The 23,972-nt window shown below is 58.5% G+C and carries 14 protein-coding genes; 2 read left to right on the top strand and 12 right to left on the bottom strand.

Features of this window, described 5'->3' with window-relative positions; all coding sequences use genetic code 11:
* Nucleotides 1-393 precede the first annotated feature (393 nt).
* On the top strand, nt 394-1,719 hold the full coding sequence (locus EC836_RS15235) for an MFS transporter (RefSeq protein WP_123334567.1): 1,326 nt from the start codon (nt 394-396) through the stop codon (nt 1,717-1,719).
* A 135-nt stretch (nt 1,720-1,854) separates the two neighbouring features.
* On the opposite strand, the gene EC836_RS15230 is transcribed toward EC836_RS15235, so the two are convergent.
* Nucleotides 1,855-3,912, bottom strand: a complete 2,058-nt coding sequence (locus EC836_RS15230) for an AsmA family protein (protein WP_123334565.1) — start codon at nt 3,910-3,912, stop codon at nt 1,855-1,857.
* Between the two features lie 196 nt (nt 3,913-4,108).
* On the opposite strand from EC836_RS15230, the gene EC836_RS15225 reads away from it, so the two are divergent.
* Nucleotides 4,109-5,041 (top strand): sugar kinase, encoded by a 933-nt coding sequence (locus EC836_RS15225; protein WP_123334563.1) that lies wholly within the window; start codon nt 4,109-4,111, stop codon nt 5,039-5,041.
* A 112-nt stretch (nt 5,042-5,153) separates the two neighbouring features.
* Here EC836_RS15225 and EC836_RS15220 read toward each other — a convergent pair whose 3' ends face one another.
* The 11 genes from EC836_RS15220 to bcsO all read right to left on the bottom strand — a co-directional run bounded on the left by EC836_RS15220 (nt 5,154) and on the right by bcsO (nt 23,850).
* On the bottom strand, nt 5,154-6,455 hold the full coding sequence (locus EC836_RS15220) for an alginate lyase family protein (RefSeq protein ID WP_123334561.1): 1,302 nt from the start codon (nt 6,453-6,455) through the stop codon (nt 5,154-5,156).
* The gene (locus EC836_RS15215) at nt 6,439-7,929 is read right to left on the bottom strand and encodes a pitrilysin family protein (RefSeq protein WP_123334559.1); all 1,491 of its coding nucleotides are present in this window, start codon (nt 7,927-7,929) and stop codon (nt 6,439-6,441) included. Before EC836_RS15215 ends, EC836_RS15220 begins: the two co-directional genes overlap by 17 nt.
* 255 nt (nt 7,930-8,184) lie before the next feature.
* Nucleotides 8,185-9,471 (bottom strand): dicarboxylate/amino acid:cation symporter, encoded by a 1,287-nt coding sequence (locus EC836_RS15210; protein WP_123334557.1) that lies wholly within the window; start codon nt 9,469-9,471, stop codon nt 8,185-8,187.
* A 149-nt stretch (nt 9,472-9,620) separates the two neighbouring features.
* Nucleotides 9,621-11,645: a biofilm formation regulator HmsP gene (hmsP, locus tag EC836_RS15205; RefSeq protein ID WP_123334555.1), complete on the bottom strand. Its 2,025-nt coding sequence runs from the start codon at nt 11,643-11,645 to the stop codon at nt 9,621-9,623.
* Nucleotides 11,646-11,821: 176 nt separating this feature from the next.
* Nucleotides 11,822-12,829: a glycosyl hydrolase family 8 gene (locus EC836_RS15200; RefSeq protein ID WP_123334553.1), complete on the bottom strand. Its 1,008-nt coding sequence runs from the start codon at nt 12,827-12,829 to the stop codon at nt 11,822-11,824.
* 8 nt (nt 12,830-12,837) lie between these two features.
* A complete protein-coding gene (gene bcsD, locus EC836_RS15195; protein WP_123334551.1) occupies nt 12,838-13,302 on the bottom strand; it encodes a cellulose biosynthesis protein BcsD in 465 nt (154 codons plus the stop codon).
* Between the two features lie 2 nt (nt 13,303-13,304).
* Nucleotides 13,305-17,348, bottom strand: coding sequence for a cellulose biosynthesis protein BcsC (locus EC836_RS15190; RefSeq protein WP_123334712.1), 4,044 nt, complete (start codon nt 17,346-17,348; stop codon nt 13,305-13,307).
* Nucleotides 17,348-19,837 carry a cellulose biosynthesis cyclic di-GMP-binding regulatory protein BcsB gene (gene bcsB, locus EC836_RS15185; protein ID WP_123334549.1) on the bottom strand — a complete coding sequence of 830 codons (2,490 nt, stop codon included), beginning with the start codon at nt 19,835-19,837 and terminating at the stop codon, nt 17,348-17,350. Before bcsB ends, EC836_RS15190 begins: the two co-directional genes overlap by 1 nt.
* Nucleotides 19,834-21,933, bottom strand: coding sequence for a UDP-forming cellulose synthase catalytic subunit (bcsA, locus tag EC836_RS15180; RefSeq protein WP_123334547.1), 2,100 nt, complete (start codon nt 21,931-21,933; stop codon nt 19,834-19,836). Before bcsA ends, bcsB begins: the two co-directional genes overlap by 4 nt.
* An 88-nt stretch (nt 21,934-22,021) precedes the next feature.
* Entirely contained in the window at nt 22,022-22,819 is a 798-nt protein-coding gene (bcsQ, locus tag EC836_RS15175; RefSeq protein ID WP_123334545.1) for a cellulose biosynthesis protein BcsQ, read from the bottom strand.
* Nucleotides 22,810-23,850 carry a cellulose biosynthesis protein BcsO gene (bcsO, locus tag EC836_RS24860; RefSeq protein WP_199735181.1) on the bottom strand — a complete coding sequence of 347 codons (1,041 nt, stop codon included), beginning with the start codon at nt 23,848-23,850 and terminating at the stop codon, nt 22,810-22,812. The genes bcsQ and bcsO overlap by 10 nt, the downstream gene beginning before the upstream one ends.
* Nucleotides 23,851-23,972 lie beyond the last annotated feature (122 nt).

Here is a 23,972-nt window from a genome sequence, read left to right as displayed (position 1 = left end):
TTTTTGATATTTACGACTAATTTTTGATGTCTTCTGAGAGGGTATTTTAATTAAAAAAACATCGGCATTAATTGATTCATATTATAAATAAATTGCCTGCGTGGCGGAAAAAAGACGGTTGAAAGGTGGAAAGTAGTTAAAAACCCTGGTTGTGGGTTACTCTTTAACCAAAGATCGGCATTTATCACCGACTCCTAACTTTTATTTTCCATTTTTTAGTGATTAACTCCAAAAAACGCTTCGTTTTCCCTGCCATGTTCTCGCAAATATCACATATTAAAAATTATCCACTTTTCCAGAGGAATCCTTAAAAACAGTCCGCACTTTCGCCATTGAATGCGATTAAACCTCTGCGTAAGATTCTTTTTCGTTTATTAGAATAAAGAAACAATTATGCAAGCCTCCATCGCTCCATCTATCGCCGCTGAAGACGCTGCACCCGTAAACTCCCGTAGTAAAGTGGTGGTTGCTTCTCTGGTCGGTACGGCTATCGAATTCTTCGATTTCTATATTTATGCTACTGCGGCAGTGATCGTTTTCCCGCATATTTTCTTCCCGCAGGGTGATGCCACCGTCGCCACGCTACAGTCACTGGCGACCTTTGCTATCGCCTTTGTGGCCCGCCCGATCGGCTCTGCGCTCTTCGGTCACTTTGGCGACCGCGTTGGCCGTAAAGCCACGCTGGTGGCTTCGCTGCTGACCATGGGGATCTCGACCGTGATCATCGGCCTGCTGCCGAGCTATAACAGCATTGGCGTGTTTGCTCCGATGCTGCTGGCGCTGGCCCGTTTCGGTCAGGGCCTGGGTCTGGGCGGCGAATGGGGCGGTGCTGCTCTGCTGGCAACCGAAAATGCGCCCGCGAAGAAACGCGCGCTTTACGGTTCCTTCCCGCAGCTCGGCGCGCCGATCGGCTTCTTCTTTGCTAACGGCACCTTCCTGCTGCTCTCCTGGCTGCTGACCGATGAGCAGTTTATGAACTGGGGCTGGCGCGTACCGTTCGTGCTGTCTGCGGTGCTGGTGCTGATTGGTCTGTACGTTCGCGTCTCGCTGCACGAGTCACCGGTGTTTGCCAAAGTCCAGAAAGAGAAAAAACAGGTTAAGGTGCCGATTGGTACGCTGCTCAGCAAGCATCTGGGTGCCACGGTGCTCGGTACCTTTATCATGCTGGCGACCTACACCCTGTTCTACATTATGACCGTCTACTCCATGACCTTCGGAACGACCGCGGCACCCAACGGGCTGGGCATTCCACGCAATACTTTCCTGTGGATGCTGATGGTGGCGGTAATCGGTTTTGGCGTGATGGTGCCGATTGCCGGCATGCTGGCTGACCGCTTTGGTCGTCGTAAAACGATGATTGTCATCACCCTGATGATTATTGCCTTTGCGCTGATCTTCCCCTCCATGCTGGGTTCAGGCAATCAGGCGCTGGTGATGGCGTTCCTGCTGTGCGGGCTGAGCATTATGGGCCTGACCTTTGGCCCGATGGGTGCGCTGCTGCCAGAGCTGTTTCCGACCGAGGTGCGCTATACCGGTGCCTCGTTCTCCTACAATCTGTCGTCGATTCTGGGCGCGTCCGTGGCACCATATATCGCCACCTGGTTAGCGCACACTTACGGCCTGTTCTACGTCGGCGTCTACCTGGCTTCAATGGCGTTCCTGACGCTGCTCGCGCTGATTAAATGCCGCGAAACCCGTCACGAGTCACTGTTTGATTAATTATTCAGGCGGCCATGCCGCCTGAAGCACGCATTAACCCTCTTCGCCGCCACATGTCTGTGGCGGCGATTTTTTTTAGTTTTGAGTCCGCACGCTCCGCATTTCCACCCATCAAAACGTGCCACGTTTCATTGGCTATTTCCCCTTCATCTGTCCCAGAATCTTCGTACACTGATTCTGGTCATTTTCGCTGGGGGAAATCAGCGCCAGCAGGGCAGCAGCCGGAGCGACCACCGCACCCAGAGCCACCGCCGCCGCACCGCGGGCAATCAGCGGGCCGGCTTTCACCCCTGCATCGGGGTTTTTAAAGGTGCCGCGAACGTACAGCGGCGAGCGCAGGGTGATAATACGAATGCCTTTGCTTTCCGGGTCAATTGACAGGTCCAGGCGTTCGTTAGCGAAGTTGGTGGTGCCGGTAATATTGATCACCGCATTTTCCGTATCGAAGACAAACAGCCGCGATGAGGCCAGCCCGTTTTTGACCTGCAAATTCGCCGCCGCGCAGTTGATTTTCACCTCATCGTCGCCGAACAGTTTGCCCACCACGTAGTTGCCCACGTTAAGCCCGACGATTTCCATCAGGCTGCGGCTGATCAGCCCGTCGTTCATCAGCAGCTTCAGGTCGCCGTTGCTGGTGGCCAGCAGGTCGGCCACCGAATTTCCGCGCCCGCTCAGCGTGGCATCGCCGTTCAGCTGCCCCAGCGCGCTTTGCATCGCCTGCACGTCCGGGAACAGCTGGCGTAGCTTGAGGCTGCGTGCGTGTACATCGGCCCGCCCCTGTAGCGGCGTTTTATCCCCTTCCAGATGGATCGTCGAATTTATCGTGCCGCCCGCCATGCCGAAGCGCAGCGGATCGAGGCGCAGGTCGCCGTTTTTCAGCTTAAGATGGGTGGAAAGGTCGCTCAGCGGCAGAGAGCTGCCGTGTTCGATGCGTTTGCCGCTAAAGCGCACGTCCGCATCCATCACGCTCCAGCTTTTACTGTCGAACTTATCATGCGGCAGAACGCGATCGGCGGGCTGCGTGGAGGCGTCTCCGCGTTTCTTCTTCGCCTGCTCTGTCTTCTCACTGCCTTTACCCGAGTTCACGCCGATCAACGGACCGAGGTCGGCCATCCGCAGCTGGCGCGATTCCAGCTCGCCCTCCAGTTTTGGCCGGGGTTTTGTCTGGCTGTAGGTCAGGGAGCCGCGAATATCGCTGTCGCCAATATGGCCGTTAAAGTTCTGATAGCGGAACACCGCGCCCCCGGTCTCGCGGAAGCGGGCGCTGAGATGGCCGTCGGTTTCATACGGCGGGGTATCCGGCAGCAGCACGCCGGTCAGGCCGTAGAGGTTGGCCAGCGTGTCGCCGGAAAAACGCAGCCTCAGGTCAACGCCGCCGGGATCCATCGGGTTCTGGATGGTCCCCGCCAGTCGAACCCGGGTGGTTCCGCTGCGCACGTCGGCCTGCACAGGGAACGGCGTGGTCTGGCTGCGAAGGGAGAGCATGCCGCCGATCTTGCCTTCGCCGGTCAGTTTTTCTTTGTTATAGGTGCCGCTGGCCTGCCAGCCAAAGACAAAATCAGCCGCGCCCTTCTGTTTATCATCGCCCCCCGCCAGCTGGGCATAGGGCACCGGTTTACCCAGCGGGTCGACCGTTACCTTCACATCGGCCTTATTAATCGCGTCGCGGTAACCAATCGTCCCCTGGTCAAAGACGATATTGTCCAGGCGGAATGACCAGGCGGAAGGCGGCTGATTGGGGTCTTTGCTTTCGCTACCGGCCAGATTAAAGGTCCAGTTGTTTTTGCCATCGGCGGTTTGTACCAGCTTCGCCTGCGGCTGCTGTAGCTTAATCCACGGCAACCACACTTCTTTGCCCAGCAGCGCCAACGGCGAAATCGAGGCATCCACGCGCTCAAGGTGCGCCATGGTCAGATCGGGGATCTCCGGCGGGTTGCCCAGCATAATGTCCTGAGCATGAATGTGCGGCCACGGCACCCAGCTGCGCCAGCCCGGCTCGCTGCGGTTACGTTCCCAGGCCACGCCCAGATCGCCACGGATGGCAAACGGACGGTTAATTTCCTGCGAAACCTTGCGGTTGATCGTCGGCTTTAAACGGTTCCAGTCGAACGTGGCAATCAGCACCACCAAAGCCACCAGCAGCAGCACCAACACACCGATGGTCCAGCTGATTGTTTTCCCGGTACGCGACATTCGCTTCTCCTTACCCTTTTTACGCTTATGTAAAGATAGTCCAGGGGGGAGGATCTGGCATCCGTAAAGGCGGCGGCATCCGCTTACGTAATAAGTGAACTGACATCACGATAAAAATAAAACATCGTTTTAAATATTGACTGGGCACCGCCGGGCGGCGAGACTGGTGAAAAAAATTTCCCACGGGCCGAGAAAAATGACGCAACAGAAAATTGCCGTAATAGGCGAATGCATGATCGAACTTTCCCAACGCGGCAGCGATATGAGCCGGGGTTTCGGCGGCGATACGCTGAATACGGCAGTTTATGTCGCTCGCCAGGTACAGCCGGAGGCGCTGCGCGTGGATTACGTCACCGCGTTAGGCAAAGACAGCTTCAGCAACGAGATGATTAGCGCCTGGCAGAGTGAAGGGCTGCACACCGATCTGATCCAGCGGCTGGAAAACAAGCTGCCGGGCCTGTACGTGATTGAAACCGATGCCAGGGGCGAGCGCACCTTCTGGTACTGGCGCAACGATGCCGCCGCCCGCTTCTGGCTGGATGGCGAGCAGGCTGAGGCGATCTGCCAGCAGCTGGCGCACTACGACTATCTGTACCTGAGCGGCATCAGTCTGGCGATCCTCAGCCCGCAGAGCCGCGAAAAGCTGTACACCCTGCTGGCCGCCTGCCGCGCTAACGGCGGAAAAATCATCTTTGATAACAACTATCGTCCGCGCCTCTGGCCAAGCCGTGAAGAGGCGCAGTCGGCCTATCAGGCGATGCTGGGCTATACCGATATCGCCTTCCTGACGCTGGACGACGAAACGCTGCTGTGGGGCGAAGCCGAGAGTGCCGAGGTGATTCGCCGTACGCGCGCGGCCGGAGTGCAGGAAATCGTGATTAAACGCGGGGCCGATGCCTGCCTGGTGGATACGGGCGCGGAGCCGCTGCTGGAGATCCCGGCTATACGGCTGTCTGCCGACAGCGTGGTGGATACCACCGCCGCCGGGGATTCGTTCAGCGCGGGCTATCTGGCGGTGCGCCTGACCGGCGGCAGCGCGGAAGAGGCCGCAAAGCGCGGGCATCTGACGGCCAGCACGGTGATCCAGCATCGCGGCGCGATTATTCCGCGTGAGGCAATGCCGGTATAGGACCGCAGGGTAATTAACTAAACCGGCTGCCCACCATTAAGCGGGCAATATCGACGGGGTTATCACCTGAACAGTCGGGTGTGGAAGGCGATCTCGATTGCAGCGAAGCCTGTCAGCGGCTGTAGATCGGCACCGTCAGCAGCCAGCTGGCGCGCTGCGCATCAAGCGTGGCGCCGCGAGCAGATCCGGCCTCGGGTAGCGTCCAGTCGGCCCGTTCGATTTTCTGCCGGTAGCGCTGGCTCTTCAGCTGGTTGTCGGCCTGCACCAGCAAGGGAATCAGCCTGACGCCAACATGGTCGAGGCTGGGGTAAGGCCAGCGCTTCGCGCCGTCGCTCCAGGGTGCCATAAAGTCCAGCGCGGTTAACAGCCCGGCACCCTGCGGCGTTCGGAAATGCCATAAATCCCCTTTTCCGCTGTGGCCAACAACCGTCGCCAGCGCAGTCAGCGCCTGTAGGTTAAACCAGCTGTAGTGAAACGAACGGGTTCGCGCCAGCTCCAGCGGCTGGCGGCCATCGGCGGTCAGCTGACCCGCCATCCGCCGCTGCGCCTGCTGCAGCATCTGGTGGATAACCTCGGGGCGCTGAACGTACCAGGCAATCCCCGCCACCTGCGCGCTGTACCAGCTGCCGTGGTTATTCTTCGCGGCGGCCTCACCCTTACCTTCACGGCTGGTCAGCAGCCACGCCAGATAGTCCTTCATCCACTGCTGCATCTGCTGTTCGTCCTCCGCCCGCCATCCCGGCGCCTGTCGCAGCATCACCAGCGAGTCGACAACGCGGGTGGCAAAGTAGCGGCCGTCCAGCACGCCGGTATGCCGCCCGTCGGCAATGCCCGGCACGCCCTGGGCATACTTCAGGTTGGGGTTCATGCGTGTGGCCGGGTTGATAAACCAGTGACGGATTAGCGCGATGGCTTTATCCGCATAGCGCCGGTCGCCGGAGAAATACCAGGCGAGGGTTAACGTTTGAACGTTGGCGGTAAACGACGCCAGGCGCACGCCGTCGCTTTGGTTATTTTTGCTTGCCGGATTAACGTGACCGTCGCGCTTCACCCACGGTAAGCCGTCCGGTTGATGGCTGTCGGGCCACCAGTAGGCGCTGAGGCTGAGGTAGTCATGTTTTGAACCGCCGGGCGGGGTCATCCCTTTATCGGTGACGCTGAGCAGCGGCTGCTTCAGGGTTTTATCCGCTGCACGATGCAGCGTCTGCCAGGCGGCAAGCGTCAGTTCCGGTGCCTGCTGCTGCGTCAGGCGCTGGCGGTTCAGTGTCAGGTCGCTGGCGTTGAGGAAAGCATAATCCTGCGCGTAAAGCGCGGGAGAGAAGGCTGAGAGGATCAGCAGCAGGAAGGGAATCACCCTGCTGAAAGAAGAAGGGCGGCCCCGAAAGGCCGCCCTGCGTTTACTGCGCTGGCGCATCCGTTGCTACCGCCGGGTCGGCCGGGGTGGCGGGAGCCTGTGGCGCGGCTTCAACCGGCTTCATAATTTTCTCCCAGCTTGCCTGCAGCTGCCCGGCGTTAATTTCCGGCTCGCCCTGCGGCTGCATCAGCATCATGGTGATATCCTGGGTCAGCTGCTGGCGCAGCTCCTGGTTCAGCATGTCCAGCGTCAGGCCGGAAAGAAACGCCTGGCGCAGCTTCTGGTACTGTTCCGGAGCGATATCCACCACCGCATTCTGCTGCGAACGCAGGCGCTGGCTCATCAGCACGTCGGTATCGGTACGGGCATAGGTGGCAAACAGCTTGTTCAGCTCGGTATTTTTCTGCGCCATCAGCGTATCAAATTCCTGCTGTGTCAGGCCCTTGTCGCGCACGCTGGCCATCTCTTTCGCGATCAGATCCAGGTTGGCGCTGAGCGCCGCGTTGTCCGAATCAATATTGATGGCACACTGGGCGCGCTGATACAGCACGCGGCAGTCAAAGCCAACCTGTACGCCCTGGGCTTTATTCTCGCTCAGCACGCGCTGAACGTGCCAGAACAGCGCTTCGCGCGCCAGATCGCCCTGCCAGTAGCGCTGCAGATTTTGTGATTCGCGGATCGGCATCCAGGGGTTGTCCCAGACCAGCGCAAGACGGTCCTGGCCGAGTGCCGGATTCACCAGGTTTACCGGCTGCGGTGGCAGCGGTGATAGGGTGGGCACCGGCGCAGGCTGTTCGCGCTTGCCTTCCAGCGGCGAGAAGACTTTGTTGATCTGCTCGGCCAGGCTGCGGCTGTCGACGTTGCCGACGACAAACAGGGTCATCGCATCAGGCGTGTACCACTGTTTATAAAAGGCGTTGAGCTGTGCCAGGTCGACCGGCACCTTCACCGCAGAGGCCGGGTCGTGGCCAAGCAGCGTCGAGCCTTTCAGCCGGTAGCGCCACCAGACATCCTGAGTATTGCCGGGCCAGGTACCGATGGGGTCGTCGGCGTTGAGCGCCGTGTTGACCACCTCGGTGTTGATGGTCATTTTATCCACGGTCGCCGCCAGCCAGGTCAGGGCTTCTTTGACCACTTCCGGGCGGTTGTTGGGCAGACTCAGGTTATAGACCGTGTAGTTATAGGAGGTGATCGCGGGAGGCAGCGGATGCTGCGGGTCGATGCTCTGCTGCCAGAGTGAACGCTGCTGCGCGGGTTCGAGCGCGGCGTTGTGCACCAGCGCCAGGCGCGGTAAAAGATGGCTGTAGCCGATCTGCTGAGCGCTTTCGACCAGCGATCCGGTATTCACCAACAGGCGAACTTCAATGCGGTCGCTCGGTCGCTGGGGTGTGGTTAACAGCTGCCAGCTGAAACCGTTATCCAGTTTTCCCTGCTGCCAGGCAGGATCGGGTTGGAGGGTTTCAGCCTGTACCGTGCAGCTGGCCGCTGCCAGTACTACCCCACCAATCAAAAGACGAATTCTGGTGCCCTGCATGTGAACCCCTACTCAATCACAAACCAAAAAGAATCACTGGTGATCTGTTACCTGCTGCCCGCGACATTTCAGCCGGTCAAAAACCCTGGGAAGCCGCTGTATTTTAAAGGAACAGCTTGTTAGACCACGCATCGGCGAGGATGTCACACAGCGGAGTAAAAAATCATTAAAAAGTGTTGGATGTTATTATGCAAATGCCCGCCGCGAGGGCAAGTCGCGGCGGGCATTTCTGTGCAATTTTAATGAATTAAGTGCTTAATGCGCGCTATCAGAGAGCTTTTTTTGGTTTTTTCCGGCATTCAGCGTCGATTTTAGCTGGTTTTCATCCAGCTGGCCGACCCACTTCGCGACGACCACGGTGGCCACGCCGTTGCCCACCAGGTTGGTTAACGCGCGGGCTTCTGACATAAAGCGGTCAATACCGAGGATCAGCGCCAGGCCGGCAACCGGCAGGTGTCCCACGGCGGAGAGCGTTGCCGCCAGCACAATAAAGCCACTGCCGGTCACACCCGCCGCGCCTTTGGAGGAAAGCAGCAGTACCACCAGCAGGGTGATCTGGTGGAAAATATCCATGTGGCTGTTCGTCGCCTGGGCAATAAATACCGCGGCCATGGTCAGATAAATCGACGTTCCGTCCAGATTGAACGAGTAGCCGGTGGGGATCACCAGCCCGACCACGGATTTTTTACAGCCGAGCTTCTCCATTTTATCCAGCATGCGCGGCAGCGCGGATTCAGATGAGGAGGTGCCCAGCACGATCAGCAGTTCTTCTTTGATGTAGGCAATAAACTTAAAGATATTGAAGCCGACCACGCGGGCAATTAATCCCAGCACGACCACCACGAACAGCACGCAGGTGATATAGAAACACACGATCAGCTGGCCGAGCTGCACCAGTGAACCGACGCCATATTTACCGATCGTAAAGGCCATGGCGCCGAATGCGCCAATCGGTGCCAGGCGCATAATCATATTGATGATGCCGAAAATCACCCGTGAGAAGCTGTCAATAAAGTTGAAGATCAGCGTGCCTTTATCGCCGAGGCGATGCAGGGCAAAACCAAACAGTACGGCGAACAGCAGCACCTGCAGAATATTACCGCTGGCAAAGGCCCCGATCACGCTGCCGGGGATGACATCGAGCAGGAAGGCAACAATGCCCTGTTGTTCGGCCTGCTGGGCATAAATCGCCACGGCTTTGGCATCCAGCGTCGCGGGGTCGACGTTCATTCCCGCCCCGGGCTGCAGCACGTTGACCACAATCAGACCGATAATTAGCGCAATCGTGCTGACCACTTCAAAATAGAGAAGCGCCACCGCGCCGGTGCGTCCGACGGCCTTCATGCTCTCCATACCGGCAATACCGGTGACCACGGTACAGAAGATTACCGGGGCAATAATCATTTTGATCAGCTTAACGAAGCCGTCGCCCAGCGGTTTCATCTGCGCGCCCAGTTCCGGGTAGAAGTGGCCCAGCAGTACGCCAATAGCGATGGCGGTCAGCACCTGAAAATACAGGCTCTTAAACAGGGAAAGTTTCATAAAATATCCGTTCACGGCGGGGAATCGATAGCGCGAAAATAACATCCGGGTAACGGGATTGATATAACCAGAGGGAATACGGGGTCAGCCATAACGCAAATTTATGAACTGAATCACTTCAGCAGAAAATTCCTATAACCACAGGTAAATTAACATTCTTCACGCTCATTTAGCGCATTTCCGAGGGAAAAATAATAGCGATCAAACCGGTCCCGCGGTAAGGGTTCTGAATAGAGATAGCCCTGGCCAATATAGATATCCCGCGCCAGAAGCCAGTCGCGCTGCGCCTCGGTTTCTATCCCTTCCGCCACCACGTCCAGTTTACTTATCGCGGCTATCGAGGCCACAATGAGCACCATGGTGTCATCATCCGGCAGCGCAGAAACAAAGCTGCGGTCTATTTTAATCTTGCTGATCGGCAGGGACTTAAACTGGTTAAGCCAGTTCAGGTTGGCATAGCCCATGCCGAAGTCGTCCAGCGCCACGGAAATTCCCGCCTCGTGCAGCGCCTGAAGCAGGTGCAGCGCACGATCGGACTCACCCACCTGGGCCGTCTCGGTAATTTCCAGCACCAGGCTGCCGGGCGTAATGTTATGCCGATCGATATGTTCACGCAGATGGGTGACCATATCGGCATCGCGCAGCTGAATCGGTGACAGATTGACGCTCAGCGTCAGCGCAATCCCGCGCTGCTGCCAGTCTGCCAGCAGGCGGCAGGACTCTTCGAAGACCCAGCGCCCCAGGGCGTTAATCACGCCGATCTCTTCGGCATTCACAATCAGGTCGCTCGGCAGGCACCAGCTGCCGTCCGGCTGCTGCATGCGCAGCAGGGCTTCCGCACCGATGACCTCTCCACTGCGCATATCCACCTGCGGCTGCAGCCAGAGGGCAAATTTCCCCTCTTCGATGCCCTGCAGAATGTCGAACTCCTGGGTCAGGCGCTTCTCGGCTTTTTCGGCCAGCTCCGAGTCGAAGAACAGAATTTGATTTTTGCCCTCATGGCGGGCGGACATCATCGCGGAGACGGCACGCGCCAGCAGCTCAGCGGCGTTCTGCTGGCCTTCCGCACGCTGTGCCATACCGATGCTGACCGTTGGCCGTAGCTGCATATGCTGCAGGCTGACCGGCTGATTGAGCGTCTGCAGCAGGGTATTTGCCAGCCGCAGCGCGCGGAACGGGTTATCGGCCTGCCTGACCAGCAGCGCGAAGTCGCAGTTGGACAGCTGCGCCAGCACCGTTTGTTCATCGATGCAGCCGCGGATTTTCTCCACCAGCGTCAGCGTTAACGCATCACGCTCGCTGTCGCTGACGATGCCGTTGGCATCCAGCAGCGTCTCAATACGCAGCACCAGCACCGTGAAGACGCCGCCGCCTTTCACCGTGCGCAAATGCTGTTCCAGCAGCGCCAGGAACAGGGTTTTATTCGGCAGATCGGTCAGCAAGTAATGTGTGCTGAGGCGGCTGATATCCTCGTTCATCGCGCCCAGCGTCAGCTGATTGCGGTTGTAATTGCGGATCAGCAGGCCAATTTCATCATTGCGGTGGTAGCGCGGCAGCGCCAGCTGATGGTTCAGCAGTTCCTGCGGCGCGAGGTCCTGCAAATCCTGGGCGATTTTACGCACCGGGCGGACGATCAGCCGGTTGATGCACCAGCTGATGGCGATAGAAAGGATCAGCGCCAGCAGCAGGAAGGTGGTCACCATGGTGGAAACGGCGCTGAGGATAAACTGGTATACCCGCCAGGAATCGGCCTGCAGGATCAGCAGCGCCAGCGGCTTAGGGTTGGCGGGTTCTATGGAATAGAGCGGTACGGTGATCTGTACCGGCAGTTCAAACAGGGTGGCAATAAACTTCGGCACCGGCTTTTCCGGCTCGAAATCGGTATGCAGCGCCTGCAGGCCGTTAGGCAGCACCACTTCGGCCCGCGCCAGGATCCCGGCCGGGCGCAGAGAGTTCAGGATGAATTCAGCCTGCGGAATGTCCGCCTTCAGCACCGCCTGAGACAGCGGCTGGCGCACCGTATGGGCAACATTCTCCATTTGCTGGGCGTAGTCGATTCTGCGCTGCTGCACAAAGTGGAAAAGCTGAATAACGATAAAGATGCAGATGGTGACGACCGCAACGCCCGACACCGTCGCCATTTGCTTAATCGTGAGTGAACGACTGACGCGCAAGCCTGTTCTCCAAAGCCTGAATCCCCGGATTCATGGCGCATAAGGCAAAAACTGCCCTGAGTATATCCTATGGCAACCGCTTGTTAAGCTATGACGCTCTGCGACTCTTGGTTTAAGCGTTTTCCGATCGTTTTCCTTGCCGTCGGCAAGACGGGGGACGGGCTCCGTAGAGCCCGCTACGGGGACTGTTGCAGAAACGCCAGCCAGGTCAGCAGATGCAGGCTGGATGAGTAGTAATCTTCGTTACTGCTCAGCGCATCGTTAAGATAGCCGGTTTCATTCAGCGTCAGATCGCGCACCGACAGCAGGCCACCGGCCATATTGTACGGGGCCTTTTCGCCGCTTAATACATCTATCCATGCCGGCGTCTGCAGGCGCGAATAGCCGCCCCAGAAACGCTGGAACGGGACCAGCTGAGGGTTCTGCGCGTCGTACCAGTGCAGATACAGCGGGATGCGGATCGCATCGTAGCTGAAGCGCGGCGGCCAGGCGGCGGCCGGAGCAAAGGTGCCGTCGGCGTTGAGCGCTACCCAGTCCAGCGGCAGGTTCGTGTCGCCAAAGTGCATCTGCGCCAGCAGCTCCATTCCGTCACTAATCAGCTGATTCCACACCTGCAGATGGCTGCGCCGGGCAAAGTCACGCCAGGCGGGGAAGACAAAATAGGAAGGATTCAGGATAACGTAGCTGTTCTTATTAAATCCCTGAGCACCCGGCAGCATTACCGTATAGCCGCCAAACGGCACCACGTTTTCTGCCAGAATGGCCCGCTGGATAGCATCTGACGCCTTCAGATACGACTGCACGTGCCATTTTTCCCCGGCCTGCTGTAGCGCCCAGGCGATTAGCACATCGCCATCGGAGGCGTTGTTTTTGTCCGCCACCGGATCGGCCTGAGTCGGGATATAACGCCAGTAGAACAGGCCGTTACTCGGGTTTTTCAGCGTGTTTTGCGTCCAGTTCCACAGCTTGTCGAAACTGGTGCGGTCGTTGTATTGCACAGCCATCAGCATGGCATAGCCCTGCCCTTCCGTATGGCTGACGTTTTTATTACCGGTGTCCTGAATGCGACCATCGCTGGTCATAAAGCGCGTTTTAAAACTGCCCCAGCCGTCAGCAGCCATGGCCTGGGTACATCCCAGCGCCAGTGTCAGCATTAATACAGTCGCCCTCAACATCGCAATCATCGTTTCACTCAGGCCTTATAGCGGAAGCGGAGTGACGCATCGCCGGTCGCTTCCGCACTCAGCGAAACGCGGTCGTATCCACCCTGCTCGCGCAGCCAGCGGGCGTACAATCCGGTCAGAACGGCGCTCAGGGCCAGATGCCACTGATGCAGCGGCAGTGCGGCATCGGCCACAGGCAGCGCCAGATGCTCGATGACCATTGCGCTGTCGGAAGGCTGAATGTCGATAAAGCCCCAGTTAAACCGTGCCAGTACCTGGTTAATCTGCGTTTCCAAATCACCAACGGTCGCCGCTTTAGCCAGTGGGTAACGACCCGCAAGGCTGTCACCCATCTGCTGCAGGAAAGCCTGGCTTTCACGCTCGCCAGCATTGCCCATCATGCCGCCGATCATCACGCTGAGCAGGTCAAACCAGCCTGGCTGACACTGCTGCTGACGATAATATTGCAGGGTACGATCCTGTAACTGGCTCATGCTTATTGACTACCTCCCAGCATGTAACGGAAATAAAGTTGCGCCGTGCTTTCGTTATATTCACCGAAGGTGTCATAACCCAGCTGACCACCAACGGTGATGTTTTTATTAATCTTGTAATCCGCACCCGCATGCAGATTATAGCCAATTCCGCTCTTGCTGCCGCCGGAATAGTAGGCTTCTTTCGCAAAACCAGCAGTAACTGCCGATTCCAGCGCGGATTGCCACTCAGGATTGTTCGGATAATAGGCGCTGCGATCCTGCGTGTAGGCCTGATAACCTGCCGATCCGCCGATGCGTACGCTCAGGTCGTCATAGCTCTGCGAATAGTCGATCGGGAATGCCACGCTGACGAAGTTTTGCGGGCTGAAGTAGCCGCCCTGACCGTAGCTGTAGTAGCTGAGGTTCTTTTTGAAGTCCATCCAGCTCAGGCTGATACCGGTTTTCAGTTCGCGGTCGTCGTAGTGGTACGGACGCACGTAGGCACCCGCGTTAGCGACCAGGCTCTGGTTGCTTGCCACGTTCTCACCCAGATAGCTGTACGCGCCCGCGCCGACGTAGAATCCGGCATCGCCGTCATCATAGCTCAGCAGGGCGTTACCGCCGTTCTTGGTCACCCGGCCCCAGTTGCTGCCGGAGAGCTTATCCTGCACGCCGACGTAGGAGAGCAGGCTGTCGGTCACCGCACGACGTTCGCCGGTGAGGATCAGCGTCAGGTAATCGGTCAGCTTCGGTGCCCACTTCACGCCACCGACCATGGTGCTCAAGTCCTGACCCAACGGCGTGCTACCGAGGTCGATCTTGTAGCTGGTCCCGGTCAGCGCCAGGTTCAGCTCAACGCCGCTGGCACTCTGTGAGTCGCTGGTGCCGGCACTGGCACTGTCGACGCTTGGCTTACGCGTGGAGGCGACCAGATAGTTTTTCAGCGCCGTGTTGTTGTTCAGGCTGGTGAGGTTTTTCAACCCGGTGGCGGTCAGCGGGTTTAAATCTTCAAAGCTAATACCGTCCAGCGCGGTCAGCGCGGTCGCTACCCCCGGATTGGTGGTGTTGAAGGTCGCCAGATCGGTCGCGTTCAAGCCGCTGAGGTAGGTCTGCTCGCTTTCGATGGTACTGACCAGGTTTCCGATAGCCTGTTCGGTTGCGCCCGAACCCAGGCGGCGATAGGCATCGCCGGTGGCGCTGCCTGCGCTGAGATTAATCGGCGTAACGGTAAAGTCAAAGTGCGCGTCGCCCAGCGGTGAACTGGTCCAGGTCAGCGGCGCTTTGGCTTCGGTCAGTTTACTGAGGCCATTTTCACCGTCGCGGCTGCGGATCTGTACCCCAGCCTGCATCCAGGTTCCCGTGTCTTTTTCCAGATCGGCCATCATGGTATCAATCTGGGCCAGCGTCTGGTTCTCACGCACCAGCGGGGCATTGCCCATGGTGAAAGTGGCGCCCGGAATATCGCGGTAATCACGATAGGTCGGCGACAGCTGCCACGGCATGGTTTTGCCGTAGGTTGACGGTGAAGGACGCGGCGAGAGTGTGGTGCGGTTGATAAACGGGTTATCTGACATTGCCAGCCCGCCGATCCCCGCGCTGCTGCCGGTGTCTGCACCCGAAAGACCGATCACCTTGCCGCGCGCCGTGCGCAGGTAGCTCAGCGCTTCGTTGTGGTCGCCGTCGGCATTCGCCACGCGTGCCAGCAGCAGCAGGCGCTCCGGCGACTGCTGTCCGCGCAGGCCGGTACTCAGCGAGCGCGCACGTGGCACGTCGTTCAAGGCCAGCGCCACGTTGATGGCACCTTCACGCGCGTCCTGATTCGGCGTATCGCGCGTCATCAGGTAGTCGTAGACCACGCCCGCTTCTTTGTTCATTTTGCCGGACTGATAGAGCCGCGCCATCGCGAACATCAGGTCGGTGTTCTGCGGATCTTTCTGCAGGGCGGTAATCAATTTGTCGTAGGCGGCCGCGTACTGTTTCTGCTCGCGCAGGCGGTCAACTTCATTGATTACGCCACCGTTACGGATCCCGGCCAGCTGAGTTGGCGTACTGCGCGACTGGATTTCCGGGCTGCTGAGGAAGCTTTGTGCTTCGGCGCCAAGCCCCGCCTGCTCAAGCACGGATGCCTGGGCAGCATAGTCACCGGCGTTACCCTGCACGCCACGGCGCATGTTGCCGCGCACGACCGATACGGCGGTGCTCATATCGCCTGCCTGGGCCAGCGCTTTCGCCAGATTACCGGCGTCGGACGGACTGGACGGTGGATTCGCCGCCAGCACTTTCAGCGTGTTGGCCGCAGCCGCACTGTTGCCCTGTGCCAGGTACTGCTTCGCTACATCCATCTGCTGATTAAAGCTGGCGCGCTGTGCCAGCGTGCGCATATCGGCGTTCTGGCTGCGGGCCGGAATACGCGACAGCAGGCTGTTGGCCTGCGCCCAGGATCCCGTTTCGCTGGCGAACAGCGCGGCGGCGTAAACTTCATTGCTGGAGGCGCCGTTGCGATAGGCGGGTTGCATCACGCCAGCGGCCTGAGCCGCATTGCCCTGCTGCTGATAAATTCGTGCCAGATCGAGGCGCAGCCACGGATCCGACGGGAAGCGCTGCATCCCCTGCTGCAGGATCGACACCGCGCGCTGCGGGTTACCCGCCGCCAGCGCCTGTTTCGCTTCGTTACGTACCGGATCGCTGGTGGCGACCGGACGCGGAGTGACCGCGGCGCGCACGCTGGCAGGCAGCGAAGCCAATAGCGTATTGGCTTCCGCCGTCCGATTCTGCTGACGCAGCACGTAGAACAACCCTTCTTTGGCAGGGCGGTTGTCTGCATCGGTTGCCAGCACGCTGCGGAAGGTCTGCTCTGCCTGATCGAGCTGATTGCTGCGGCGCAGCACGTCGCCACGGAACAGTTTGGCGGAGACGCCTTTTTCACCGGCGGCCTGAGTCAGTGGCTCACTGAGCGCGAGCGCCTGGGCGGTATTACCGGATTTCAGCGCCTGCTGCGCGGTGGCGAGCTGGCCGTAGAAACGGGCATCTTCCGCCTGCTGCTGGCGCTGCTGGCTGTTGTTGCCGCCCAGTTTGGCCGCACGTTCAAGGTAGTCGGCGGCCTGCGTATAATTGCCGTTGCGCTGGGCAACGTAGCCCAGGCCGGCCAGCGCATCCGCGTCTTCCGGGTTAACCTGCAGCACCTGGTCGAAGGCGTTTTGCGCGCTGGAAACGTCACCGCTGTTCAGCGCGTTAAAGCCCTGACCCTTGGTTTCGCCACCGACGTTTTTACGGTAATAGGCCATCACCGCCGTATCCTGCGGATGGCGCTGCTGGTAGTTCTGATACAGCGCATCGTCGGTCGGTTTTGGGCCCAGCCACAGCAGCGCCTGGCGCAGCGAGCGGTCGGCGTCCGGGTTGGCCGGAGCCATCCCTTCCAGCGACTGCAGGCCTTCACGACGGGTAGATTCCTGGTAGGTCAGTGCCTTGGCCAGCGCCAGCTTCGCGGCGTTGTCCTGTGGATTTTGGGCGCTGAACTGGCGCAGGTTATCGATCGCCTGCGGCAGCATGTTACGGTCACCGGCCATCGTCAGATAGTATTCCGCCGCCACGCTGGCAGGCGGTTGGTTGCCGCTGAAGGTGTTGCGCCAGGTTTGCAGCGCGGCGGCGGTGTTGCCGGTGCGCGCCTGCTGGCGGGCCAGCGACAGCTGTGCTGCCGGAATTGACTGCATCTGGCGAGCGTTGTCCAGCTCGACCAGACGCGGATCCTGTGGCGACACTTCGCTCAGCCGGGTGCGCCATTTGGTCATGCCTGCGGTGTCGCCGTTCTGCTGCGACCACAGCGCCATCAGATACATGGCCTGGGTGTTATTGCCGTCCACCATCAGCACTTTCTGTAACGCTTCACGCGCCAGATTGTCATGCGATTTCTGATGCCAGTAGTTTGCCTGGTCAAAAAGCGCCTGAACGGCCGGGTTGTTATCAGCCGCCATCAGCGGGAAGGACATCGCCGACAGCACAAGGCTGCCGCCGATCATCCAGCTATGGCGAATTCTGGCGCTTAACTGTGTGAGTTGTGTTTTCATCATTCTTTTTTCTCGCCAGAGGAACGGGACGGTTTCGGCGGATGCAGACGACGCCATGAGTGGCGCTTCAGCAGCACATAGGTACTTAATCCCACTAATGTCGAACACAGCAGCGCTACCAGGGCCATCAGAACGGAGTGCTGGTTGGCATACCACACCACCATCATGTACCACGGCATTTGCCCGCTCGGGAACTGAGCGCCGACGCGGAAGCTGCGAACGCCGGTTTCATCGGTAATGATAGCCGTATCGCCACGAATACCGGCGTTGATGCGCTGCAGGGTTAAATCGTTGCTCAGTCGGGCCAGCTGATCGTCGTCGGTGGCGATGGTCATCACCACCAGACGGCTGCCGTTCCACGGCGAGCGATAGCTGACGAAGCCGCGCCAGTCTTCGTTAGAAGACAGATAACGGTCGGCATCCAGCGACTGCCGTGACCAGTCACCGGTCAGCCAGCTGCGCAGTTTTTCCACCGTCCCCTGCACTTTCACGCCCAGCGTATGACCGTGAACTTCATACGGTGAAGCGGCCAGAATCGACTCGTTGAACGCAGTCTGACCGAGCGTGGAGACCGCCAGCACGTCGCTGTTTTCCAGACGTTCGCGCATGGCGCCGCCACCCGGTACGCCGAACACCACGTTGTTGTAGGCCAGCGCGACGCCGGTCGCATTACCGGAACGTCCTGCCATGTTCAGCAGCGTGCTAATTTCAGCATTGGCCGGCTTCTCAGGCAGCATCAGCACGGTCTGAGAATAGTCAGCCAGACGCGAGAACGGGAACGAGGCGCCGACGAAGTAGGACAGATTCGGCAGCATCGAGAAGTGACGCGTGTGGCTCAGGTCGATAGAGGAGTCTTCTTCGATCCGGCTCTTGATATTATTGTTGGTCAGGACGCTGCAGGGCGCGCTGGCCTTCGGTTTGATGTTGAAATAGAGCTGCAGCTGGTTATCACCATAAATCAGATACGGATCCAGCTTCAGGGTGTATTTCTCCTGACGCGCGTCGCCGCCCAGGCGGTGCCAGACATTTTCCAGCAGTCCGAGCTTATTCACCGTCAGGTTACGCAGGAAGGTGCCGTTCAGGGTGACGTTGAGGACGGAGTTATCTTCATCAATCCAGTTTTCAGACGGGAAACGATAGTTCAGCTGCAGCGGCAGCGTATCGCCGTCCCACAGGAACAGATCCGGTGCCGCACGGAAGTTAACCCGCAGGGCGTCATGCCAGATGCCGTTAGCGGTCAGGTTCTGATCCTGGCGCAGCAACTCGCTGAGGCGAACCGGGCGTTCGGTGTTGATCCAGCGCGGTGCGTCATAAGGTTTACGCAGCGGCAGCGTCTGCTGCCCGACTTCGAGCTGGGCGTTGTCGACCTTCATTGGCTGTAACAGGCGGGTTGCCGCCTGGCGCAGCTGCAGATCGTCTTTACCGACCACCAGCAGCAGCTTGTAGACCGGGTTATCCGGGTTATCGACGATTTTCAACAGCGGTACGCTGGTTTCCGGCAGCGTCAGGCTGGAGATCACTTCACCCGGATGGCCGAACACCACGCCGTTTTTCTCCGGCAGCTGGCCGCGCAGCACCGGGAAGGTAATCCCGCGGTAGTCTGCCTGAATCCCCAGCCACGAGGCCAGGATTGCGGCCGCGCTGACCTCGCCCGGCTGAATATTCTCACCAAACGCCATGGTGACGCTGGAAGAATTCATCCGCAGCGGGTCGAGGAACGGCCGTGGGAAATTGCTCAGGCTGGTACCGATATTCAGCTGCTGGCCTTCCAGCGACAGCGTGGTCGTTGGCAGGATGGTCACCTGATACTGATCTTCGCTGTCGCGCTCGCACAGGAGCTGGTCGGCATCGTTGATTTTGAAGCTCAGGTTGTTGCTGGAAACCACCATCGCCGCCGGAATATCCAGCTGATAATCTTCACTTTCTTTATCCGACGCGCTCAGCGGCAGCGTACCCAGAGGCTGACCGTTCATCATCAACTGCAGCGAGGTATTGCGCGCGGCCAGCGCGGAAGAGACCTTCAACGACAGATTCATACGCGCATTGGTGATCACTTCATCGCTCGGCAGCGTAAAGGTGATGCCTGACTGCAGCTGACCACCGGTCAGCAGCACGCCCTGCGGTTGCCCCATCTGCGCCACGGTCACCGTACTGGAGAGCGGCTGATTCAGGGACACCATCGCAGGCGCGGTGTCAGCGGGCGGTGCAGGCAGCGGAGGCAGGCCAGGCAGCTCGGCCACCGACCCCGGCGGCAGCGCCGGTTCGTTACCCGCAGGCAGGCCGTTATCTGTGCCCGAACCAGGGGCATCATTTTCTGATGCCGCCGCCGGCTGATCGTTCTCTTCTGCCTCGTTACCCTGATTCGCCGGCATAAAGTTATTTAATAAGCTGCCAACCTGCGAATTGTTGTTTGCCGTATCGGCGGCGTTCAGATTGCTTAGCGTCAGCGCCGTACTCAGGCACAGTGCGCGAAGTAGTAATTGCTTCATGCCACTCCATCCTTCTCAGCACGCATACGGCGCTTTTTATTCGCGCGACGATCTTTCCAGGTCAGCCAGAACAGTTCAAATACCGTACGAATGATATTCACCAGCGAGCGCAGTGGGTTATCTTTCGGCCCTTCCGGCTTCAGCCAGGCATCGGCACGGGACAGCACCACGCGCACCAGCTCGCGGCGGCGCGACAGGGGGATATCCTTGAACTGGAAGCGCAGCACGCCGGAGTCGGCGCTGATCAGCTGTACCGGAATTGAGATCGCACCGGAGTGCAGCATCAGCTCAATCGCTTCAATTTCATCGTTTTCATAGCGCTGGTCCGGTGCGGTCAACTGCGCGCCACCCATCGACAGGTTGATGGTATGGCAGCGTGAGGAGATCCCGCTGGCATAGTGGACAATCGCCGGGATATTCACATCGATACGAATGGTTTTACGGACCTGTTTGGTTTCACGCGCCACGGCAATCGCCGCCATCAGAATAATCAGGCTGAAGGTGGCCCAGCCGACGTTCAGCGCAATAACGTACGGGTCCACGCCGAAGTAGTCGTGAGCGGTGGCGCGCACGATACCGCTGATCACCCCGGCTGCCAGCAGCAGGGCGCAGATCACGTGCGGACGAACGATGTTGAAGTCGAAGAAGCCCACGTCCAGCAGGCCGCCTTTATCCGTCACGTTAAACTTACCGTGCTTCGGCGAAATCATCGTCAGCAGCGTAGGAATAACCAGGTGGAAGGCCATCACCGTTTCGTAAATTTCACCCCAGAAGGTGGCGCGGAAACGGCCATTCATGCGGGAGTTGACGTACAGCGACAGCACCAGGTGCGGCAGCACGTAGGCGAAAATCAGGCTGGCCGATGAATGAATAATATTCAGGTTAAACAGCAGGTAAGCCAGCGGTGCCGTCAGGAACACCACGCGCGGCAGACCGAACTGGAAGTGCAGCATGGCGTTGAGGTAGCACAGGCGCTGCTGCCATTTCAGACCACGGCCCAGCAGCGGGTTGTCGACGCGGAAAATCTGCGTCATGCCGCGCGCCCAGCGGGTACGCTGAACGATGTGCAGGCCCAGACGCTCGGTAGCCAGACCGGCAGCCAGCGGGATCGCCAGAAACGCGGAACCCCAGCCCAGACGCTGCATTTTTAAGGCGGTGTGTGCATCTTCGGTAACGGTTTCTACCGCAAAACCATTGATCTCTTCCAGCGCGGAACGGCGAATAACGGCGCAGGAGCCGCAGAAGAACGTCGCGTTCCAGTTATCGTTACCCTGCTGTACCGGGCCGTAGAACAGTGCGCCTTCGTTAGGGATTTCACGCGCGGCTTTCAGGTTGCGTTCAAACGGGTCCGGCGAGTAGAAATAGTGTGGCGTTTGCAGCAGCGCCAGTTTCTCATCTTTCAGGAAGGCGCCGACGGTAGCCTGCAGGAAGGTGCGTGTGGCCACGTGGTCACAGTCAAAGACGGTAATCAGTTCGCCCTTGGTGATTTTCATCGCGTGGTTCAGGTTACCGGCCTTGGCGTGGCGGTTATCGTCGCGGGTGATATAGCCCACGCCGACATCGGCGGCAAAGCGGGCAAACTCGCTGCGTTTGCCGTCATCCAGCAGGTAGATTTTTAATTTTTCGCGCGGGTAGTCGATGCACTGCGCGGCCAGCACGGTGTCGCGGACCACATCCAGGCTTTCGTTATAGCTGGGAACGTAAACGTCCACCGTCGGCCAGAGTGAAATATCATCGGGCAGAGGTTCAATCGTACGTTTTAGCGGCCAGGACGTCTGCAGATAGCCGAGAATTAAAATCAGCCAGACGTAAAGTTCGGCGATAAACAGGCCGATACCCAGGATCGCCTCCACTTCGGAATTGAAGTGCAGGGTTTCAGTGGCGCGCCAGTATATATAGCGGGTCGACATGATCGCGGAAAGAAATACCATGATCAGCGAGACCGGCTTGCTTTTAATAAAGCCCAGCAGGAACACAATACCAATGGAAATCAGACCAAAGGTATATTGTTTCTGGCTGTCCATCGGAGTGATGATGATTACCGCCGCAACGGGCAGTAAAATGAGTAAGAGCAGGTAAAACAGGACTTTATTCATAAGTCATCCTGAACACGTGTGGGTATAATTCTTCGTGGCTCACTTCACCACGCGTCTTCAGGCATCCGTGCCAGGTTCCTGTAACCCGCTAGCGCGACTGAAGCGGCGCATGCATCTCGCCGTCGCCGACCTTGATATCAAGCAGCGCGGAAAGGCGTTTTGCGATCAGTTCGATATCGAACGCGGCAGCGGAGACAGGACTGAAATCAAAAATAGACTGCTGGGAGGCATTAGCTTCGGCCACGCTTTCGTCACGATTCACCACGCCAATTAACCGGTCACCGAGGCGCTGCTGCATAAACAGCGTGACGTCGCGGCTGATATTGCGGCGGCTGTCGCTCTGGTTCAGCACAAAATAGTGGCCGTTGCGATGGTTCAGCGCGCTGCCGATCAGTTTTTCATTTTCCACCTGTGGCAGCAGCGACAGCGAAGCCGTGTCGGCAAGCATAACCACCAGGTGCATATCGGCCAGTGCTGCCATCGCCTTCAGCGCCGGGCCAGGACCCGGAGGGAAATCAGCAACAATCACCAGGCCGGGATAGTTCAGCACGGTGTTCAGACCGCGGATAATGAAGTTCGGATCGTGGGTCAGATTATCTTCGAACTGCATCCGCTGCTGTTCCGTGACGTCACCGTAGGGCAGAACGAAAATATTACCGCCGGTGGTGAGAATGGACTGGCTCCAGTCGGAAGATTCGGCGGATTTGGCAACAAAGCCGCGCCCGTCCGACAGCGGTACGCCAAAGTGCAGGCGCAGCGCATTCTGTACATCAAAATCGATCGCCAGCACTTTGCTGCCGCTGCGGGCAAGCGCGTGTGCAAGGTTGGCTGCCATGGTGGTTTTACCCACACCGCCTTTAGGGGAACAGACGCAAACTAACGGCATGAGGCAATTTTCTCCAGCAGGGATTGTAATGGCATCTCTTTAGAAACGATCTGCTCAGCCGAGCCATGGGCCGGGCTGAATAACTGTTTATAGCTGATATTTGAAGATGTTGCCGCAGACTGCGCCTGAGGCTGTGCCGCCGGTCTGCTCGCGAAAAGCGGTGCGGCTACCGGTGGCTGTGACTGATAAAGCGGTGCGGCCTGCTGCTGTGGATAACCCGGCTGAGGCTGCGATTGATACAGCGGAGCCACCTGCTGTGGCGGGTACAACGGCTGCTGCGAAACCTGCTGGGAAGCGGAGTAGGGCTGCTGCACGTTCTGCTGCGGCTGATACTGCGGCGCGACAACCTGCTGAGGCGGCGGTGTGACCGGCGGTGACTGCAGCAGCGTATTCAGCTGCGGTTGCACTGGCTGAGGCGGCAGCGGGAAACCGGACTGCAATAAAGGCTGCGCGTTCGGCAGTGCAGGTTCCGGTTGCTGTAACAGCGCGTTAAGCTGCGGCGCAGCGGGCTGCTGAACCGGCGTCTCCTGCTGCACCTGAGGCGCATTTGGCTGCGACTTCGCCAGCTGATCGAACAGCGAACCCGACGCCTGCGCGACGGACTCCGGACGCAGATCGGCGACTTTGGTCAGCTGGACCGTCGGTTTCACCGGTGCAGCTTCCGGCTGTGGTGTCACCGCTGCGGAGGCCTGTGGCTGCGTGTCCGGCTTCAGCGATGATGAAATGCTGTCAAATAGCGACGCACCCACTGAAGGCGTGTGGTCCTGCGCGGAAAATGACGGCAAAGGCTGAGCGGGCGCCGCGGCTACCTGCGGAGCTAGCAGCACCGACGGATCGATAGGCTGAGGTGCAACGACATCAATCCTCTGACTCTTATCCAGCACCGGGTCGGTGCCATCACTGAGCAACTGCTTGATAATGGCCCAGTTTGAGCTGTCAGAATGGAGTGACTGCTCGGACATATCTTTGAATTCGATGTGGTTTGTTTGCGTTTTTTCTTTAAAACGCTGCAAGTCATCATAACTTTTCATAGAAGCGATCGCGCAGGAGGAGGATTTTACGGCAATATAGCACACTCTTTTTAAAATCGTCAGATTAATCTCAGTGCGCAGTTTGCTGATTTTCAATCAGTAAATTAATGGGTTACTAGCAA

This window comes from Erwinia sp. JUb26, from assembly GCF_003751505.1.
Lineage (GTDB): Bacteria > Pseudomonadota > Gammaproteobacteria > Enterobacterales > Enterobacteriaceae > Erwinia.
Note: the sequence above shows the minus strand (reverse complement) of the source record. Positions and strands in the feature narration are given on the sequence as shown.

What these genes read in the sequence shown, in the direction of transcription:
- bcsA (WP_123334547.1), bottom strand. Translation starts at nt 21,933, where the DNA reads ATGAATAAAGTCCTGTTTTACCTGCTCTTACTCATTTTACTGCCCGTT.
- EC836_RS15215 (WP_123334559.1), bottom strand. Translation starts at nt 7,929, where the DNA reads ATGCAGGGCACCAGAATTCGTCTTTTGATTGGTGGGGTAGTACTGGCA.
- EC836_RS15190 (WP_123334712.1), bottom strand. Translation starts at nt 17,348, where the DNA reads ATGAAAACACAACTCACACAGTTAAGCGCCAGAATTCGCCATAGCTGG.
- bcsQ (WP_123334545.1), bottom strand. Translation starts at nt 22,819, where the DNA reads ATGCCGTTAGTTTGCGTCTGTTCCCCTAAAGGCGGTGTGGGTAAAACC.
- EC836_RS15235 (WP_123334567.1), top strand. Translation starts at nt 394, where the DNA reads ATGCAAGCCTCCATCGCTCCATCTATCGCCGCTGAAGACGCTGCACCC.
- EC836_RS15200 (WP_123334553.1), bottom strand. Translation starts at nt 12,829, where the DNA reads ATGATTGCGATGTTGAGGGCGACTGTATTAATGCTGACACTGGCGCTG.
- EC836_RS15210 (WP_123334557.1), bottom strand. Translation starts at nt 9,471, where the DNA reads ATGAAACTTTCCCTGTTTAAGAGCCTGTATTTTCAGGTGCTGACCGCC.
- bcsB (WP_123334549.1), bottom strand. Translation starts at nt 19,837, where the DNA reads ATGAAGCAATTACTACTTCGCGCACTGTGCCTGAGTACGGCGCTGACG.
- bcsO (WP_199735181.1), bottom strand. Translation starts at nt 23,850, where the DNA reads ATGAAAAGTTATGATGACTTGCAGCGTTTTAAAGAAAAAACGCAAACA.
- EC836_RS15230 (WP_123334565.1), bottom strand. Translation starts at nt 3,912, where the DNA reads ATGTCGCGTACCGGGAAAACAATCAGCTGGACCATCGGTGTGTTGGTG.
- EC836_RS15225 (WP_123334563.1), top strand. Translation starts at nt 4,109, where the DNA reads ATGACGCAACAGAAAATTGCCGTAATAGGCGAATGCATGATCGAACTT.
- bcsD (WP_123334551.1), bottom strand. Translation starts at nt 13,302, where the DNA reads ATGAGCCAGTTACAGGATCGTACCCTGCAATATTATCGTCAGCAGCAG.
- EC836_RS15220 (WP_123334561.1), bottom strand. Translation starts at nt 6,455, where the DNA reads ATGCGCCAGCGCAGTAAACGCAGGGCGGCCTTTCGGGGCCGCCCTTCT.